General features: G+C 67.3%; 9 protein-coding genes. 6 read left to right on the forward strand and 3 right to left on the reverse strand.

What is annotated here, in order from left to right; translation table 11 throughout:
• Positions 1-13: 13 nt before the first annotated feature.
• On the reverse strand, positions 14-2,704 hold the full coding sequence (locus tag AC1RR5_RS08935; RefSeq protein WP_492920961.1) for an AMP-binding protein: 2,691 nt from the start codon (positions 2,702-2,704) through the stop codon (positions 14-16).
• Between the two features lie 205 nt (positions 2,705-2,909).
• Here AC1RR5_RS08935 and AC1RR5_RS08940 point away from each other — a divergent pair, with 205 nt between their 5' ends.
• From AC1RR5_RS08940 to AC1RR5_RS08965, 6 genes are all read left to right on the forward strand, one after another.
• Positions 2,910-4,562, forward strand: coding sequence for an MFS transporter (locus AC1RR5_RS08940; protein ID WP_492920962.1), 1,653 nt, complete (start codon positions 2,910-2,912; stop codon positions 4,560-4,562).
• 87 nt (positions 4,563-4,649) lie between these two features.
• Complete coding sequence (locus AC1RR5_RS08945; RefSeq protein ID WP_492920963.1) at positions 4,650-5,246, forward strand: RNA polymerase sigma factor; 597 nt, start codon at positions 4,650-4,652, stop codon at positions 5,244-5,246.
• Complete coding sequence (locus AC1RR5_RS08950) at positions 5,210-6,205, forward strand: FecR family protein (RefSeq protein WP_492920964.1); 996 nt, start codon at positions 5,210-5,212, stop codon at positions 6,203-6,205. Before AC1RR5_RS08945 ends, AC1RR5_RS08950 begins: the two co-directional genes overlap by 37 nt.
• 102 nt (positions 6,206-6,307) lie before the next feature.
• Positions 6,308-9,580, forward strand: coding sequence for a TonB-dependent receptor domain-containing protein (locus AC1RR5_RS08955; protein ID WP_492920965.1), 3,273 nt, complete (start codon positions 6,308-6,310; stop codon positions 9,578-9,580).
• A gap of 59 nt (positions 9,581-9,639) precedes the next feature.
• A complete protein-coding gene (gene ggt / locus AC1RR5_RS08960; protein ID WP_492920966.1) occupies positions 9,640-11,376 on the forward strand; it encodes a gamma-glutamyltransferase in 1,737 nt (578 codons plus the stop codon).
• A 153-nt stretch (positions 11,377-11,529) separates the two neighbouring features.
• Entirely contained in the window at positions 11,530-12,024 is a 495-nt protein-coding gene (locus AC1RR5_RS08965) for a hypothetical protein (protein ID WP_492920967.1), read from the forward strand.
• 3 nt (positions 12,025-12,027) lie between these two features.
• Here the strand turns inward: AC1RR5_RS08965 and AC1RR5_RS08970 are convergent, their stop codons facing one another.
• Positions 12,028-14,781, reverse strand: a complete 2,754-nt coding sequence (locus AC1RR5_RS08970) for a M14 family metallopeptidase (protein ID WP_492920969.1) — start codon at positions 14,779-14,781, stop codon at positions 12,028-12,030.
• A gap of 213 nt (positions 14,782-14,994) precedes the next feature.
• Entirely contained in the window at positions 14,995-17,781 is a 2,787-nt protein-coding gene (locus AC1RR5_RS08975; RefSeq protein WP_492920970.1) for a TonB-dependent receptor, read from the reverse strand.
• Between the last annotated feature and the right edge of the window lie 385 nt (positions 17,782-18,166).

Here is an 18,166-nt window from a genome sequence, read left to right on the forward strand (position 1 = left end):
TTCGGCGCGGACCCTAGCCGATGGCCGGCGCCCGCGTGAAGAGCCGGCGCGGATGCAGCAAGCCCGGCAGCATCGGCAGCAGCTTCATTCCGAGGTTCCAGCAGCGCCAGGCCACGACGCCGGCGATGATCGCAAGGGCCCAGGCGAAGGCCAGGGAGGCGTCGGTCACGCGGGTCCACACGCCCATCACCTTGAAGTGCAGCAGGTAGATGAACAGCGACGCCCCGGCGATCATGTAGACCGGCTTGGACAGCAGGCGCGGCCACGGGACCTTGGGCACGAACAGCACCAGCGCCGCGATCGGGGCCAGCACGGCTGCGTCGCCGATCGTGTAGAACGGCGAGCTGGCGATGGCGTAGACCGCCGCGGCGATCGTGAAGGCGATGCGCCCTTTGCCCTTCAGCAGGCCCGCCAGCGCGGCCAGGGCGAAGGTCGCCATGTGGGTGGTCGGGGCGTGCTTGAACACCGACATCATGTCCAGTGGCGCGCGGCCGAAGTCGGGCACGAAGAAGAACGGCAGAACGAAGCGGCCCAGCAGGCCCACGGTCAGCACCGTGATCGCCGAGGCGAGGGCCGGCTTCTTCACCTTCAGCACCCGGTCCAGCAGCCAGAACAGCGCGCCGTACAGCAGGATGACGTGGAAGATGCAGTGCACGTACCACATCACCGGATCGTGGCCGCCATAGGCGTTGGGGCCCTCGGCGGGCAGGCCGCGATAGTCGAGGAAGTCGGTGTAGAGCAGTAGGCTCGACAGCCGCACCGGGTCGTGGGTGACCAGCTTCAGGGCGGTGTTGGCCAACTCGTAGGCGAACAGCGGCAGCAGCAGGCCCTTCAGCAGCCGGCCCAGGGGCTTGAGGGACTTCTGGTGGTCCATCTCGTTCAGCTGCAGCGTCCCGAAGATGTAGCCCGATACGAACAGCAGGGCGCTGGTGGCGCTGCCGCCGGTGAAGATCAGCTGGAAGTGGCTGGCGACCACGCCGCAGATGGCGACGGCGCGCAGCAGGATGGCGCTCTCGATCCAACCGAAGAGACCGGCCTTGGCCGCCTCGCCGCCGCTGGTCGCGGCCAGCTCAGCGAGCGTCATGGTGGTCCAGCTGTCGGGGACCTGGCCCAGGGCCTCTTCCAGCGACAGATAGGCGGTGACGTAAGACAGGCTGTCGCCGCCCAGGGACGCGAAGCTGTCGTCGACCCCGACCTCGCGGGCGAACAGGTCGCTCCAGTCGGCGACCAGGGTCTTCTCCAGTGGCGTCGCGGCGGCGCGGGTCGGCGCGGCGGCCGGGCGGGCCTGAGCCTGGGCGATCAGCGCCTGGCGATCGACCTTGCCGTTGGGCAGCAGGGGCAAGGCGGGCAGGACCAGGATGGTGCCCGGGACCATGTAGTCGGGCAGGCCGGCGGCCAGGCGGGCGCGCAGGGCCTCGGGATTGAGCGACAGCTCGCCGTTCAGGGGCTGGACGAACAGGGCGAGGCGGGCGGCGTCGGCGCCGATGTTCAGGGTCACAGCCTGGGCGACATAGGGGGCGCGGAGGGCGGCGGCGGTGACCTCGGCCATCTCGACGCGGTAGCCGCGGATCTTGACCTGGTCGTCGCGGCGGCCCCGGATCATCACCGCGCCGTCGGCGCGACGCTCGCCCAGGTCGCCGGTGTCGTAGGTCTGTAGGCTGGGCGGCGCGGGCGGCGGCAGGCGGCCCTCGAGCACCGGCCCCAGGGTCAGGAACGACGAGCGGATGACGATGGCGCCGTCCTCTTGCGCTTCGACCTCGAAGCCGTCGGTGCTGCGTCCGATCGGCAGGCGCTCTTCGCCGTCGTCGTGACGTGGCACGCGGTAGAAGGCGGCGGCCTGGGGTGTCTCGGTCGCGCCATAGAAATTGACGCTCTCGACCTCGGGCGCGATCGCGCTCACCGCGTCGACCAAGCTGCGGCGCAGGACGTCGCCGCCCCAGAAGATGTAGCGCAGGTCGGGCAGGGCGGGGGCCTTGCCGGCGGTCAGCAGCTGGCCCAGCGGCGGGGTCATGTGGGCGGCGGTCGGACGCACGGCCGCGAACCAGGCAGCCAGGCCACCGGGCGCGGTCAGCGTCGCCTGATCCGGAATGTGCAAGGACGCGCCCAGGCTCAGCGGCGTGAACACGTCGCGCAGCACCGGATCATGCGACAGCCCCGACAGCAGGGTGAAGCGGTCCGGCGCGCCCAGGTCGAAGGTGCGCGCCTGCCAGCCGACGAAATTGACCAGCGGCCGGTGCGAGACCGCCACGCACTTGGGTTCGCCCGTGCTGCCGGAGGTGAAGAGCAGATAGGCCGGGGCATCGGGATCGACCGTCGGCAGCGCGGCGTCCGTGGCCTCGGCGGTCAGAGACACCGGCAGGCGCGGCAGGTCTGAAAGATCCTCCGGCGCGGGGCCGGCCTCCAGCAGCAGGCCCGGGCGGCAGATGTCGAGCATCTTGCGCAGGCGGGGCAGGGGATAGGCCAGGTCCAGCACCACGAACGGCGCGCCAGCGCGGGCGCAGGCCAGCATGGCCACGACCAGGCGCGGACCGCGCGTGGCCAGGATGCCGGTCAGCACGCCCGGCGTCAGCTGCGCCGCCAGGGCGCGCGACAGGGTCTCCAGTTCGCCATAGGTGACCTCGCCCTTGGCGTAGGACAGGGCGACGAAATCCGGCGTGGCGCGGGCCTGGGCCGCGAACCGGCTGTGGATCAGGGAAGCGGGCATCGGACCGGCGCGGGGCGCTTTGTTGCGGAAGGTTGCGGGATGTTGCCGTCCTGACCTTAAGAACCCGTTCCGCTCGCCAAACCAGTGTTCTTCAAAACGTGGTAGCGCTACCGGAAATCCTCGGTCTATGAATCCCGTTCTGTGAGTTAGGGTTTCGCGACCGCGGGGAGACACGCGCGGCGCATCGAGGGAAGGGACAAGCGTAATGGGGGCTGACAGCCAAGCCGCGCCCAAGAAGGGGCGCGACGCGCTGGTGATCGGGGCGTCTTCGCTCGGTACCGTGTTCGAGTGGTACGACTTCTATCTCTACGGCTCGCTGGCCGCGATCATCACCAATCACTTCTTCTCGGGCGTCAACGAGACGACAGGCTTCATCCTGGCGCTGCTGGCCTTCGCCGCGGGCTTCGCGATCCGGCCGCTGGGCGCGGTGATCTTCGGGCGCCTGGGCGACATCTGGGGCCGCAAGAACACCTTCCTGATCACCATGCTGCTGATGGGCGTCTCGACCTTCGTGGTCGGCCTGCTGCCGTCCTACGCCCAGATCGGCGTGGCCGCGCCGATCGCCCTGGTGGTCATGCGCCTGGTCCAGGGCCTGGCCCTGGGCGGCGAGTACGGCGGCGCCGCGACCTACGTCGCCGAGCATGCGCCGGAGGGCAAGCGGGGCTTCTACACCAGCTGGATCCAGACCACGGCGACCGTGGGCCTGTTCCTGTCGCTGGCCGTGATCCTGGTCACCCGCACCCAGCTGGGCGAAGAGCAGTTCAAGGCCTGGGGCTGGCGCATCCCGTTCCTGGTTTCGATGCTGCTGCTGGGCGTGTCCCTCTGGATCCGCCTGAAGCTGCACGAGAGCCCGACCTTCCAGAAGATGATCGCCGAAGGGAAGGGCACCAAGAAGCCGCTCAAGGAAGCCTTCGGCAACTGGAAGAACCTGAAGATCGTCCTGCTGTCGCTGGTGGGCCTGACCATGGGCCAGGCGGTGGTCTGGTACACCGGCCAGTTCTACGCGCTGTTCTTCCTGGAAAAGACCCTGAAGCTGGACGGCGCCCACGCCAATACGCTGGTGGCGATCGCTCTGCTGATCGGCACGCCGTTCTTCGTCATCTTCGGCTGGCTGTCGGACAAGATCGGCCGCAAGCCGATCATCATCCTGGGCTGCGTTCTGGCGGCGGCGACCTATTTCCCGATCTTCAAGGGCATCACGACCTACGCCAACCCGGCCCTGGCCCATGCAGAGGCCTCGTCGCCGGTGGTGGTCTCGGCCGATCCGGCCACCTGCGCCTTCCAGTTCGACCTGATCGGCAAGGCCAAGTTCAACACGCCCTGTGATGTGGCCAAGGCCTATCTGGCCAAGGCCGGCGTCAGCTACAGCGTCCATGCCGGTTCGGCCGGCTCGCCGACCTCGGTGCAGGTGGGGGCGGTGAACCTGGAAGGCTTTGACGCCAACGGCGCGACGGGCAAGGCCTTCGCCGACGCCCGCAAGGCCTGGGAAGCCGATCTAGGCGCCCAGTTGAAGGCCGCCGGCTATCCGGCCAAGGCCGACCCGGCCGCGGTCGACAAGCCCAAGGTCATCGGCCTGCTGGCCCTGCTGGTGATCTACGTGACCATGGTCTACGGCCCGATCGCGGCGATGCTGGTCGAGCTGTTTCCGACCCGGATCCGCTACACCGCCATGTCGCTGCCCTACCATATCGGCAACGGCTGGTTCGGCGGCTTCCTGCCGACCACGGCCTTCGCCATCGTGGCGGCGACCGGAAACATCTACTCCGGCCTCTGGTATCCGGTGATCATTGCCGGCGTGACCGCTATCATCGGTGGGCTGTTCCTCAAGGACACCCGCAACAACGTGATCGACGACTAGGCAAAGCTGCTGTTCACAACCCGGCGACCGCTGTCGCCGGGTTGCCATCGCGCGTTCGATGGGCTTGGCTGCTCCCTAAGGGGAGCGTTGATGACGCAAGACGACGAACACAGGCGCGCCTGGTTCCGGCGGGAGATCCTGCCGCTGGAGCCCGACCTGCTGGCCTATGCGCGGCAGTTCTGCCGTGACGGGCAGACCGATCCCGAGGACCTGGTCCACGAGACCTTCGCGCGCGCCATCGCTTGTAAAACCTGGCGCGAAATCGGAAATCCCGCCGCTTTCTCCACCCGTATCCTGCGCAACTGCGCCCTGGACGCGCTGCGCCGCCGCAAGGTTCTGACCATCACCGCCGTGGCCGACTTCGATCGCATCGAGCCGATCGACGAGACGCCCGGCGCCCACATGCTGCTCGAATCACGTGAGGAACTGCGCGCCCTGGCCGACGCGATCGCCGAACTGCCCGCGCAGTGCCGCCGCGTCTTCACGTTGAGAAAAGTTTACAGCCTCTCGCCGGACGAGATAGCGGTTAGGCTGGGCCTGTCCGTCTCTACTGTTGAGAAGCACTTGGTGAAGGGTCTCCGGTACTGTTCCGAGAAGTTGGGACGTCGTATCGGCGGGCGTAAGAGTAAGGTCGACGAAGGACGCTCATGGAGCGCGAGACGGGATCACGACGCGAAACGGTGAGACAGGCGGCCGCCCTCTGGGTGGTCCGGCTTGACGATCCTTCGTGCTCGGCCGCCGACCGCGCCGCCTTCGAGGCCTGGCGCGCCGAAAGCCACGAGAACGAAGCCGCCTTCGAACGCGAGGCCGCCGCCTGGGCGCGCCTGGACCGCCTGCGCGCCATGCGTCCAGGCGTGGAACGGCCTGACCGTGACCTGCTGGCCCCCGAGCGCCGCCTGACCCTGCCCAAGTTCAGCCGGTCGGGCTGGGCGCGTGGCATGGCGGCCACCGCGGCGGCCGCCGTGGTCGTCACCGGCGTCATGACCTTCGGCGGCGGGACCGCCTACGCCACGGCCATCGGCGAGCGCCGGGTGGTCGTGCTCAGCGACAACAGCCGCATCGAGCTCAACACCGACAGCAAGGTCGTGGTCCGCTACCGCAAGGGCGTGCGCGAGGTGAAGCTGGTGCGCGGCGAGGCCGTGTTCGAGGCCGCCAAGGATTCCCGTCCGTTCCTGATCAAGGCCGCCGACGCGGTGATGCAGGCCGACGACGGCGCCGAGATGGCCGTGCGCCTGCGCTCGGACGGCGCGGCCGTGACCGTCAAGCGCGGCGCCGTCGCCCTGGATCCCGAGCCGACCGAAGGCAAGGACGAACTGCGCCTGACCGCCGGCGTCGCGGCCATCTACAGCTCGGCGGGCCATCGTTCGCGGGTGGTGTCCGACAGCGAGATCGACCGGGCCCTGGCCTGGCGCCAGGGCGCCATCGCCCTGAACGGCCAGTCGCTGGAGCAGGCGGTGGCCGAGTTCAACCGCTACAACCGCCAGCAGATCAGCATCGTCGATCCGTCGATCTCGGGCCTGCGCCTGGCCGGCTACTTCCAGACGACCGAGCCCAACAGCTTCGTCGCCGCCGTGACAAGCACTTTCCCGGTGCGGGCTTCGGCCGGCGCCGACGGGGCCATCCGGCTGTCTCGCCGGGGCTAAAAAGTTCGCGTCCCGATGGCGGAAGTTTGAGCCATCATCGTCGGTGAGGTGAAGGCGTCTTCCCATGGGGATGGATGGCGCCCCGAGGGGTTACCAATACCAATGTCGATCGACACGCGTCGCCGTACGGTTCGCGGCTTCCTGCTGGCGTCCGCCGCCGTCCTGGTCCTGGCCGGTCCGGCCCTGGCCCAGGAAGCCCGTCACAGCTTCAACATCCCGGCCGGCGACGCGGTGAATGCGCTGCAGACCTTTGCCAAGCAGTCGGGCAAGCAGGTGCTGTTCCCGTTCGAGGCCGCCAGCGGCAAGCGCACCCCGGCGGTGACCGGCGACGTGGCCGACGCCGACGCCCTGGCCCGCCTGGCCAAGGCCGCTGGCCTGGTCGTCGCCTCGGACGACGGCAAGACCATCACGCTGCGCCAGGCCCCGGCCGATGTCCCCCAGGCTCAATCCCCCCAGTTCCAGAGCGCGGGGGCCGGCGCGACGAGTGAAGAGGCCCAGGTCGTCGAAGCCGTCATCGTGGTCGGCTCGCAGATCGAAGGCGCCCGCACCACCGAAGCCCTGCCGGTGACGGTCGTCGGCGAGAACGAGATCGTCGCCACCGGCGCGGTGTCGGGCGACGAGCTGTTCCGCTCGATCCCCCAGGCCGGCGACGTGCAGTTCCAGGAAGCTCGCACCACCGGCAACCTGAACGACGCGCGCGGCGACGTGGCCTCGCTGAACCTGCGCAGCCTCGGCACCGGCAACACCCTGGCCCTGCTGAACGGCCGCCGCGCCGTGCTGGCGCCGGGCAGCCAGACCGAGAACCTGGTGCCGGTCCAGACCGTCAACACCAACTCGTTCCCGGTCGCGGGCGTCAAGCGCATCGAGGTCCTGCGCGACGGCGCCGCTGCCATCTACGGCACCGACGCCGTGGCGGGCGTGGTCAACACCGTGCTCGACACCAAGTTTCGCGGCTTGAAGATCGAGACCCAGTTCGGCGGCTCGGAAGGCACGGGCTATCGCGAAGGCTCGGTCAATGTGAAGGCGGGCACGTGCCTGGAAGACGGCACGCGCCTGACCTTCTTCGGCAACTACACCGGCCGCAGCCGCCTGATGGCGACCGAGCGCGACTACGCCGCCAGCGAGGATCACCGCGGGCAGATCGCCGACACCCCGTGGGTGGACAACACCACCTTCGACAGCCGCTCGACCGCCAGCCCCTGGGGCTCGTTCACCCTGATCCCCTCGACGACGGTGGTTCGCCAGGGGACGACCGCCCTGACGACCTCGGGCGTGTTCCATATCGAGCCGACCAGCAACACGGCCGCCGGCTGCTCCAGCACGGTGCTGACCGGCAATCTCTGCATCAAGTCGGGCACCATCACCGGCACGACCGATCGCGCGCTGCGTTATGACGAAAACCCCGACCGCACCCTGCGTGGCGGTGTCGAGCGGACCAATTTCTTCTCGACCGTCGAGCACGACTTCGGCGACATCACCGCCTATGGCGAAGCGGGCTACTACCACGCCCTGTTCACCGGCAGCCGCGAGCAGTCGGCGCCGCTGACCACCGCCCCGATCACCATCGCGGCCAACGCCTACTGGAACCCCTTCGGCCCGACGACCAGCCCGAACCGCATCGCCGGCCTGACCGGCGTTCCGACCACCGGCCTTGCGATGAACATCACCACCTACCGTCCGGTCGACACCGGCCCGCGCACCTACACGGTGACGGACGACAGCTACCGCCTGCTGGGCGGGTTGAAGGGCTCGTTCGCCGGCTGGAAGTGGGATTCGGCGCTGCTGTATTCCAAGGCCCGCACCAAGGACATGACGCACAATGCGATCAGCAACACCCTGTTCCAGCAGGCGCTGAACCGCACCGACGCCACGGCCTACAACCCGTTCAACGGCGGCAGCCTGGACAACTATTCGATCGGCGACGCCACGCCGAACGACCGCGCGACGATCAATTCGTTCCTGATCAACGTCTATCGGATCAGCGAGACCTCGCTGGCCCTGGCCGACTTCAAGGTCTCCAAGAAGGACCTCTTCCGTCTGCCCGGCGGCGATGTCGGCGTCGCCGCCGGCGTCGAGTGGCGCCGCGAGACCTATGACGACGACCGCGACGATCGCCTGGACGGCAAGATCAAGTACACCAACAGCGTCACCGGCGTGACCTACGGCACCGACGTGCTGGGCGCCTCGGGCTCGCCGGACGTGCACGGCAGCCGCTCGGTCAAGTCGGCCTTCTTCGAGCTGGCGGTGCCGATCATCTCGCCCGAGATGAACATCCCGCTGGTCGAGGAAATCAGCCTGCAGATCGCCGCGCGCGGCGAGGACTATTCGGACTTCGGCAGCGTCTACAAGCCCAAGGGCGCGATCTACTGGAAGGTCGGCTATGGCCTGGCCCTGCGCGGCTCGGTCTCGCAGAGCTTCCGCGCGCCGAACCTGCCGCAGTTCTACAGCGACGGCGCGACGGTCTCGAACAGCCGCATCGACTACGGCGCCTGCCGCATCAACGGCACGACCTGCACCAGCATCAGCACCATCGAGTCGCGCAGCGGCAACAAGGACCTGCAGCCGGAACAGGCCGACAACGCCACGGTCGGCTTCGTCTACCAGCCGGCCTTCATCCCGCGTGAATTCGGCAAGCTGACCCTGACGACCGACTTCTGGTCGATCCGCGAGAAGGGCGTCATCGGCGTGGTGGGCGGCTACAACGCCATCGCGTTGGACTACTATCTGCGCCTGCACGGCTCTTCGAACCCGAACGTCGTGCGCGAGGCGCCGGTCGGCTCGGCCACCGTGGGCAACATCGCCTTCATCAACGACACCTACCAGAACCTGCAGCCGCGCATGGTGCAGGGCGTCGACTTCAGCCTCGACTACGATCTGGACGACACCCGCTGGGGCGACTTCGGCTTCTCGGTCAATGTCGCCAAGCTGCTCAAGTACGACCAGGCGCCCAGCCCGGTGGAGTCGCTGCTTCAGGCCGCCGTCGCCGCCGGCGAGCTGCCGGGCCTGACGATCTCGTCGGCCGGCAACCAGATCAAGATGGACGGCTTCCCCGAGTTCCGCGGCACGGCCAACCTGACCTGGCGCTACAACGGCTGGGGCGCGGGCGCCTTCGTGCAGTATGTCGGCGAGGTCTACGACACCGGCCCGGCCCAGGTGAACGGCCAGTACTTCCCGGTCAAGGACTGGACCACGGTCAGCCTGTACGGCCAGTATGCCTTCAAGGACGGGATCTTCGACGGCTCGACCATCCGCATCGGCGCGCGCAACGTGTTCGACAAGGATCCGCCGATCGCCTCGTCGAACTTCGGCTACCTGGGCGCCCTGCACAACGCCACGGGCCGCTACTGGTACATGAACCTGTCCAAGAAGTTCTAGAACATCACCCCCAGCGGGGCGGCCTTCGGGCCGCCCCGTTTTCGCGTGCGAGGCTCGCCTTGAAACCGTTCCGCCTGCTGACGACGACCGCCTCGGTCCTGGCCCTGCTGCTGACGCCGATCGCCGCGACCCCGGCCTTCGCGCAGAAGAAGCAGCTGCTGGAATATCCCAGCATCCACTCGCCGGTGGTGGGTGAGAAGGGCATGGTCGTCAGCCAGAACGCCATCGCCACCAAGGTCGGCGTCGAGATCCTGCGCCAGGGCGGCAACGCCGTGGACGCGGCGGTCGCCACCGCCTTCGCCCTGGCCGTCACCCTGCCGCGCGCCGGCAATATCGGCGGCGACGGCTTCATGCTGGTCCACATCGCCAAGACGAACGAGACGATTTTCATCGACTATCGCGGTGTGGCGGCCAAGGCGGCCAGGCTCGAGACCTTCGTCGACGCGAAGGGCAAGGAGATCGACGACGTCGCCTCCAATGGCTACCGCGCGCCGACCGTGCCGGGCACCGTCGCTGGCCTGTACCTGGCCCACCAGAAGTACGGAAAACTGCCGTGGAAGGCGTTGGTCGAACCGGCCTTCAGGCTGGCCCATGACGGCGTGGTGCTGTCGCCGGACGAAGCCTTCGTATTCAGCTGGGGCAAGCAGCGGCTATCCGAGAGCGAGGCGGGCAAGGCGGCGTTCTACAAGCCCGGCGGCGAGCTCTATCGCGCCGGCGAGACCCTGAAGCAGCCCGACCTGGCCTGGTCCCTGCGCCAGATCGCCGACAAGGGCGCGGACGCCTTCTACAAGGGCGAGATCGCCCAGCGCTTCGCCGCGGACATGAAAGCCCATGGCGGCCTGATCACCGCCGAGGACCTGGCCGCCTACAAGCCGGCGATCCGCCAGCCGCTGGTTGGCGCCTATCGCGGCCTGACGGTGATGACCTCGCCGCCCGCCAGCGCCGGCGGGGCCACCCTGCTCGAGATGCTGAACATCCTGGAGACCTTCGACCTGAAGGCCTCTGGTCCCGGCTCGGCCAAGACCCTGCACCTGCAGGCCGAGGCCATGAAGCTGGCCTATGCCGACCGTTACAAGTACCTGGGCGACACCGACTTCGTGAAGGTCCCGCTGCAGGGCTTCACGTCCAAGGCCTATGGCGTCGAGCGCGCCAAGCTGATCGATCCGGACAAGGCCACCCCGGCCAAGGACCTGGGCGCCGGCGATCCGTGGGCGTTCGAGAGCCACAACACCACCCACTTCTCGGTGGCCGACGCCGACGGCAACGCGGTCTCCAACACCTTCACCCTAGGCGCGGACTTCGGCTCGGGCGTGATGGTGGCCGGCGCGGGCTTCGTGCTGAACAACCAGATGAACAACTACTCGCACGCGGCCGCGTGGCGGGCGCAACGCGACGGCAAGCCGCTGCCGCCTAATGCCCTGCAGTCGGGCAAGCGGGTGCTGTCGACCATGATGCCGACCATGATCTTCAAGGACGGCAAGCCGTGGTTGATCACCGGCACGCCGGGCGGCAGCACGATCATCGACACGGTGCTGCAGGTCATCGTCAACGCGGTGGACTTCAAGCTGAACGTAGCCGAAGCGACGCACCAGCCGCGCATCTTCCAGGACGCCAGCGACACCCTGCGCGTCGAGCCCAACTTCAATCCAGATACGGTGGCCCTGCTCAAGGCGATGGGCCACCCGATAACCTCGGACGAGACCATGGGCTCCGCCCAGTCGATCATGATCGACAATGGCCTCTATCTGGGCGGCGCGGATCCGCGTCGTCCGGGAGCCGAGGCGATCGCGCCTTGAGGGGTTTCCTCCCCCACCTGTGAAGCCTCACGGGACGCGATCCATCGGCGCCGGGGCTGCCCCCTCGGCGCCGATTTTCGTTTGGCGCGGCCTCTTGCGGGAAGCCGAAGGGCCGCCGATAAGTTTCCTTAAGGTTGAGCGGGCGAGGGCGGCATGCGCGTGGGTCTGGGAGCGGTGTTGGCGGGCGTGGGCCTGTCGCTCTGGGCGCCGAGCGTCCTGGCCGGTCCACCGGCGCCGGTCGCCGTCGGCCAGGTCATCGCCAGCGGCGCGGACGAGCCCGTGGCCGGCTGGCGGCGGTTCTCGGGCGCCCTGTTCCCGGCGCGCGCGACGGCCGGCGGTGTGACGACCGAGGTCTCGACCTGCTGCGTCTTCGTCCTGACGCGCGGCGATGACTATCTGGTCGCCCGGAGCGAGGCCGTCGAGCGCAGTCCCCGGGGCGGCGTGGCCAGCGAGCGGGTGCTGGCGACCCTGGGCCTCACCCGATCCGCCGCCGAGGCGCCGGTCGAGTGCGGCGTGCTGTGGATCACGCCCGCCTTCAGCCTGAAGGACAGGCGCACCCAGATGGTCCGGTCGGTCGTGATCACGGACAAGGGCTTCGAAACCCTGACCTGGAAGGACCCCGACCGCCGGTGCGACTACGACGGCTGACGGCTACTTGCCGCTGACCGCCGGCCCGTACAGCAGGCCGTTGAACAGGAACTTGAAGGTTCCCCACGACTGGGCCCGCTGGGTGATCTCCGGCCCGAAGGCGAAGACCTTGCCCTTGCCGATGTCGATGTCGAGCATGGCGGTCGAGCCCTTCAGCCTGTCCTGGCCGACGGCCCAGCCGCTGCGCAGGGGCTTGTCGGTCTCGAACCAGGCCACGCGCGACACGCCCTTCACGTCGGGCTTCACGGTGAAGGCCGGGCTGCGGTCGAAGAAGACGTCGACGTCGCTGCCGGCGCCATAGGCCAGGGGCTGCTTCGGATCGACTTTGGCGCGCAGCACCGAGCCGGGAATGTAGAGTTCGCGGTTGGTCAGGGCCTTGAGCTTACCGTCTTCCAGCTTGGCGGTGGCGACTTCAACCGGCGCGCCCAGGGCCGTGGCCAGGCGGGTCGAGGCGCCGATGGCGACCACCGTGCCGCCGCCCTTCACGAAGTCGGCGATCTGGGGAAGAGTCTTCTCGTCGCTGACGCGGCCCAGCCAGGCGCGGTACTCGGCCGGGATGTCTTCCGGCTTGGGCTGGGTCGAGGGGCGGCCGGCCTTGAACGGACCGTCGGCCGGGGCGGGGACCACGCCGTCGGGGAAGACCAGGACGTCGTAGTCCTTGGCGATGTCGCCGGCGTCCAGGCGCTGCGGATAGACCACCGTGAAGGGGGCCTCGAACTTCTCCAGCATCCAGCGGTTCCAGCCCGAGGGCATCGAGCCGCCATAGACGTCCACCAGGCCGATGCGGACGGGCTTCAGGGCGATGGTCGCGCCGGAGGGCTTGCCGCCGACCGCATAGGCGTCGATCCCGAGATCCTTCACCCCTTGGGCGATCACCGCCTTGGCGGCGGGCGAGGCGGGGATCCAGATCGCGCCGGGACCGAAGGCGGTCTTGCCGGCCTTGGCGCCGTCCTTGAGCCAGAACACCGGCGCGCCGGCCTTCAGCAGGCGGTTGGTCAGGGTGAAGCTGGCGTTGGTCTCATGGCTGACCAGCCAACCCGCGCCGCCCGAACCCTTCACCGAGCCCGGCGCCACGGCGATCAGGTCGGGCACGCGCGCCGTGGGAGCCTCGAAGCCGTCCAGGATGCGGTCGAACTTGATGCCCATCTGGTAGGCCAGGGTGTAGCCGGTGACGTCATACGGGGCCTTGGGCGGGCCGCCCGGATATTCCAGATCGTGCGGGTGGTCTTGCGGCTCGAACATGTCCAGCACGTGCGGGCGATAGGCCTGGGCCGTGCGCACGACATAGGAGCCGGCGGGATAGGTCTTAGCCCCGATCGTGAAGGCCTTGGTCGCCTTGTCCACGTCGACGCCGGTCTTGATCAGGGCGTTCAGGAAGGCGACCACGGTCGGCATGTCCGCCTGGTCGGCCGGGATGACATAGGCGCGGGCGTCGCGGCTCTGCGGCGTCTGGATCACCGACTTGTAAAGCGTCGGATCGACCGCCTGGCCGAACGGACCGGGCTTGCCCTTGCCGGCGGCGGTCAGCTCGTCGACCTTGGTCGGGGTCATCGTCCAGCTGTCCTTGCCGCCGCGCTGGATGCTGTTGTCGCCCATCTTCCAGATGTTGAAGAGCAGGCGCTCCTTGTTGCGCGAGGCGTAGTCGATCACCGCGCGGTTCATGGTCCACTGGTAGTCCAGCGAGTCCTGCAGGCGCCATTCACGCGGGGCGATGGGGGCGGGGCGGTCGTTGCTGGGCAGCTGCAGCTCGGGCACCAGATTGACCGTGGTCGGGGTCGGGCCGCCGATGATCTCGGTCAAGAGGCCGATCGAGTTGTGGAAGTAGGCGACCGACCGCTCCATGCCGTTGTGCCAGGTGGAGTAGGGGGCGGCGCTACGGGCGCCCGAGCCCTGCTTGTCCTCGGCCACCAGGCGGCTGTGCATGGCCATGCCGACTTCCTGCAGCTCGGTCATGACCAGCGGGTCGTAGTTGAAGTTGAACGGGTCGCGGAACGGCGGCACGAACACCACCATGCCGTTGGGGCCGGTCTGGTGCTGGTTGTAGACGATCTGCGGATACCACTCGCGGAACAGCTGCTTGTTGACGTTGGTCGTCTCGGCCATCGACGACATGAAGCTGTCGCGGTTGTTATCGTGGCCGATGTACTTGTGGTACAGGCGCGGCAGCGAGGCGAACTCGCGCTTCTTCGGGTCCTGGTTACGCATGTACCAGTCCGCGATCATCTCCAGACCATCCGGATTGTCCTGCGCGAACAGGATGATGCAGTCGTCCAGCATCCGCAGCGTCTCGGGATCGTTCTGGCTCAGCATCCGGTACAGGACCTGGATCTGGCCCTGGGTGGTGATGGTCTCGTTGGCGTGCAGGCCCGCATCGATCCAGACGATCGCCTTGCCTTGCGCGGCCAGCTTCGTGGCTTCGTCCTTGGACACGCCCTCGGCTTTGGCCAGCTTGCGGGCGATGGCCTTGTAGTCGTCCAGCTTGGCCAGGTTGGCGGGCGAGGAGACGATCGCCATCCACTGGGTGCGGCCTTCCTCGGTCTTGCCGATGTCGACCAGCTTCATGCGGTCGGACTGGCCGGCCAGGGTCTTCAGATAGGCCTCGTAGGCGGTGTAGTCGGCCAGGAAATAGTCGCTGCCGACCGGCTGGGCGAAGGCCTTTTCCGGGGTGGCGATGTCGGCGGCGCCGGCCGCTCCGATCGCGCTGAAAGCCAGCACCACGCCCAAGGCCGCACCGGCCATCGCTCCGCTACGCGTCATATCCAACCCCGTAAGCCCTTGGCGGACGCATTGGCGCGTCAGCTCCTCCCTAGACTGACGTAAGCAGACGGCGTTTCCGCACCTGCGGCAACGGACGGATCAGCCCATTTTTTAACGGCCCAAGAAAAAGGGGCCGCCCTTTCAGGCGACCCCCTTCCATCTCATCGGACCCTACTCACGCGGTCCGTACGCGAGATAGCTTTCGCATGGCGCCTAGTACTTCAGGCGAACGCCCACGCGGAAGTAACGGCCCACGGCGCCCGACTGCGAATAGGTCGGGTTCCAGTTCACCGCGGCGTAGTTGGCCGGGTTGAACATTGGGCCCACGTCGAACAGGTTCAGCACGTCGGCATAGACCGTCGTGTGCTCGTTGACGTCGTAGCCGCCCGTCAGATCGACGCTGATGAAGTCCTTCGTATGGCACTTGAAGTCGGCGTCGCCGTAGAGGCAGGTCTGGTCGCCGACATAGCTTTCGTCGATCGAGCGCAGGCCGCTGACGTAGTTCAGGGTGCCCGTGGTGGTGAGCGGACCGCGCTTGAAGGTGTTGCTCCACGAGGCGCGGTACTTGGGCGTGCCGGCGCCCGACGACAGCACGTACGGCGCCTGCTTGCCGACGTAGTTATACGTCGTGCCGCCTTGCGTGTACTTGAAGTCGAACAGGACGGTGGCGTCCAGGTTGCTGGTCCACTTGATGTCGGCCGGCAGGTACATCGTGTTCTGGATGTTCAGGTCCATGCCGCTGGTCCGCAGGGAGTCAGCGTTGATGTACGGCGACGAGATCGACAGGATGCGCGGCAGGGCGTTCGGGGCGTCCGGGTCGGCCAGATCCGGGGTCACCACGAAGCCGGCCGGGATGGCTTCGCCGGCGTAATAGGCGGCGATGGCGTCACCCGACGAGGCTTGCGCGATCACGTCGTTCTTCTTGATGTGGTAGTAGTCCAGCGAGATGCTGAACGAGCGGGTCGGGGCCCACACCGCGCCGACGGTGTAGCTGGTCGACTTCTCCGGCTTCAGGTCCGGGTTGGCCGCGGTGATGTTCGAGAGCGAGTAGGTCTTGGTGTACTCGCTGCCGCCGTGGGCCGCGATGAAGTCGGGATAGTTCGCGAACGAGAAGTTCGTGAAGCCCTGGCTGGCCGAGTCACCCGATTCCGAGAACGACGGGGCGCGGAAGCCCTTCGAGACGGTGGCGCGCAGGGCGACCGTCTGGATGGGCGTGTACTTCACGCCGATCTTCGGAGACAGGTTGCCGCCGAAGTCCGAATAGTGGTCGTAGCGACCCGAGACGTTGACTTCGAGGTTGTCCAGAACCGGCATGCCCAGCTCGGCGAAGGCCGAAGCGACGGTGCGGTTGCCGATGGTGCGGGCGTTGCCCAGGCCTTGGGCGTCGTTGACCGGGTTCAGGGCCGGGTCGTTGACGGCTTCGTAGCGGAACTCGCCGCCGACACCCAGCTGAGCGGGGCCGCCCGGCAGGTTGAAGACGTCGCGCGAGGCCTGGAAGTTGACCGAGTCCAGGTCGCTGGTCGAGGTCTTGGCCAGGACCGGCGCGAGCGTGTCGCGAACGGCCTGGCTGTTCTTCGACGGGTCGATGAAGTTGTACGTGCCGTTCTTCACGGCATCCATCAGGGCGTTGTAGCTGATGAAGCCGTAGTTGGCGCTTTCCAGCCAGCCGTGGGCGATCACGACATTGGCCTTGTAGTTCCAGTCGGCCGCCGAGCCTTCCACGCCGCCCACCAGGCGCAGCATGCGGTTGGTGTAGTTGGCCGAGTTGGCGATGTCGCTGAAGCGGTAGCGGATCAGCGCATCATAGCCTTGCGCCGCGAACGGGTTGTTCGGGTTCAGCTGGCCGTTCGACAGCAGGGCCGGCAGGACGATGTTCGACAGGTTGTGCGGCGTCGACGACGAGATCGTGCGCGGGGCGCCGGTGGTCGAGGTCTTGGACTGCACGAAGCTGGTCGACAGATAGGCCTGGAAGTTGTCGTTCGGCTTGACCGTGAAGCGGCCATAGGCGGCGACGCGCTCTTGCTTGGGCTGCACATCGCCGAACAGGGCGGTGTTCTGGGCGCAGTACGAACCGCCGGCCGAGGTGGTCAGCGGGGAGTCGCTGGCGCAGGTGCGCAGCGGCTGCCACAACTCGCCGTCCAGCGCGACGCCGGTCGAGATGTCGCCGGGCGTGCCCATCGTGGCGCGCTTGATCTGGCCATAGAAGGTGCTGCCGCCGGCGCCCGGATTGTCGTTCGTGCCGCCCGGGATGCCCGTCAGGTCGAAGGTGTTGAACGGATAGCCGCGCTGGTCGATGCGGATGCGCTTGTCCAGCTGGTACTCGACGTCGAAATAGACGTTGTACTTGTCGCTATCCAGGTCGCCGTAGCCGACGTCGCCGTTGAAGCGATACTGGTCGCCGCCACCGTGCTGGGACGTGCCGATCGACAGATCCGCGCCCATGCCCTGGTAGTTCGACTTCATGATGATGTTGACTACGCCGCCGATGGCGTCGGCGCCGTACAGCGACGAGGCGCCGTCCTTCAGGGTCTCGATACGATCGACCGCGTTGAACGGGATCGAGTTCAGGTCGACGAAGCTGCGTTGGCCGTCATCGGCCAGCGGATACGACGCGTTACGCAGGCCGTCGGTCACGACCAGGGTCGAGTTGACCGTCAGGCCGCGCAGGGCGACGCCGGTCGAGCCGGCGGCGAAGCCGTTGCCAAAGGCGGCCGGGACCGAGCCCGAATTGTCGGCCGACAGGCTGCGGATGGCGTCGGCCACCGTAGTGATGCCCTGGGCCTTGAGCTGTTCCTGGGTCTGGACGGTGACCGGCGACGGGGTCGCGGTGTCGGTGCGGCGCAGCAGCGAGCCGGTGACGACGACGGCCTCGACCGAGTTGTCTTCAGGAGCGGCCGGAGCGGCGGCGGTCTGAGCGTTCGCGGCGAAACCGGCCAGGGTGGCCACACCGACGATCATCGAGGTGGCGAGCAACCGACCCCGGGTAATCTGATACTTCATTGTCGATCCTTCCGGGCCGCCCTCGTCGGCGCGAGCGCCGGCGTCCTTACAGCCCGATGTAAGATTTTGTTTCCCGCCACGATCCGGCGGTTGGGCGGCGGCTTAGGACTCGCGGACCGAGGTGGTCAATCGCACGCTTCAAGATGTAATGGGTTTGTCTTGAAGCTGTCTCTTTAAGGCAACGTCACAAATCAAATGAGGCGTGAATAAGTCTTTATGATCTCGAATTTGAAACGATGCAGAAATCTATAACGATGGTCACGGAACATAACTGAAATTACATCGTTCGCAGAACGGTGAAGGTTTAAATGTTGTGCATCGTGAGATTCGAATAGTTGGTTCTATTGAATAACAATGTTCGTATCGGCAAGGGCGAGCTTACCCA

Source organism: Caulobacter sp. GW821-FHT11E11, assembly GCF_058808315.1.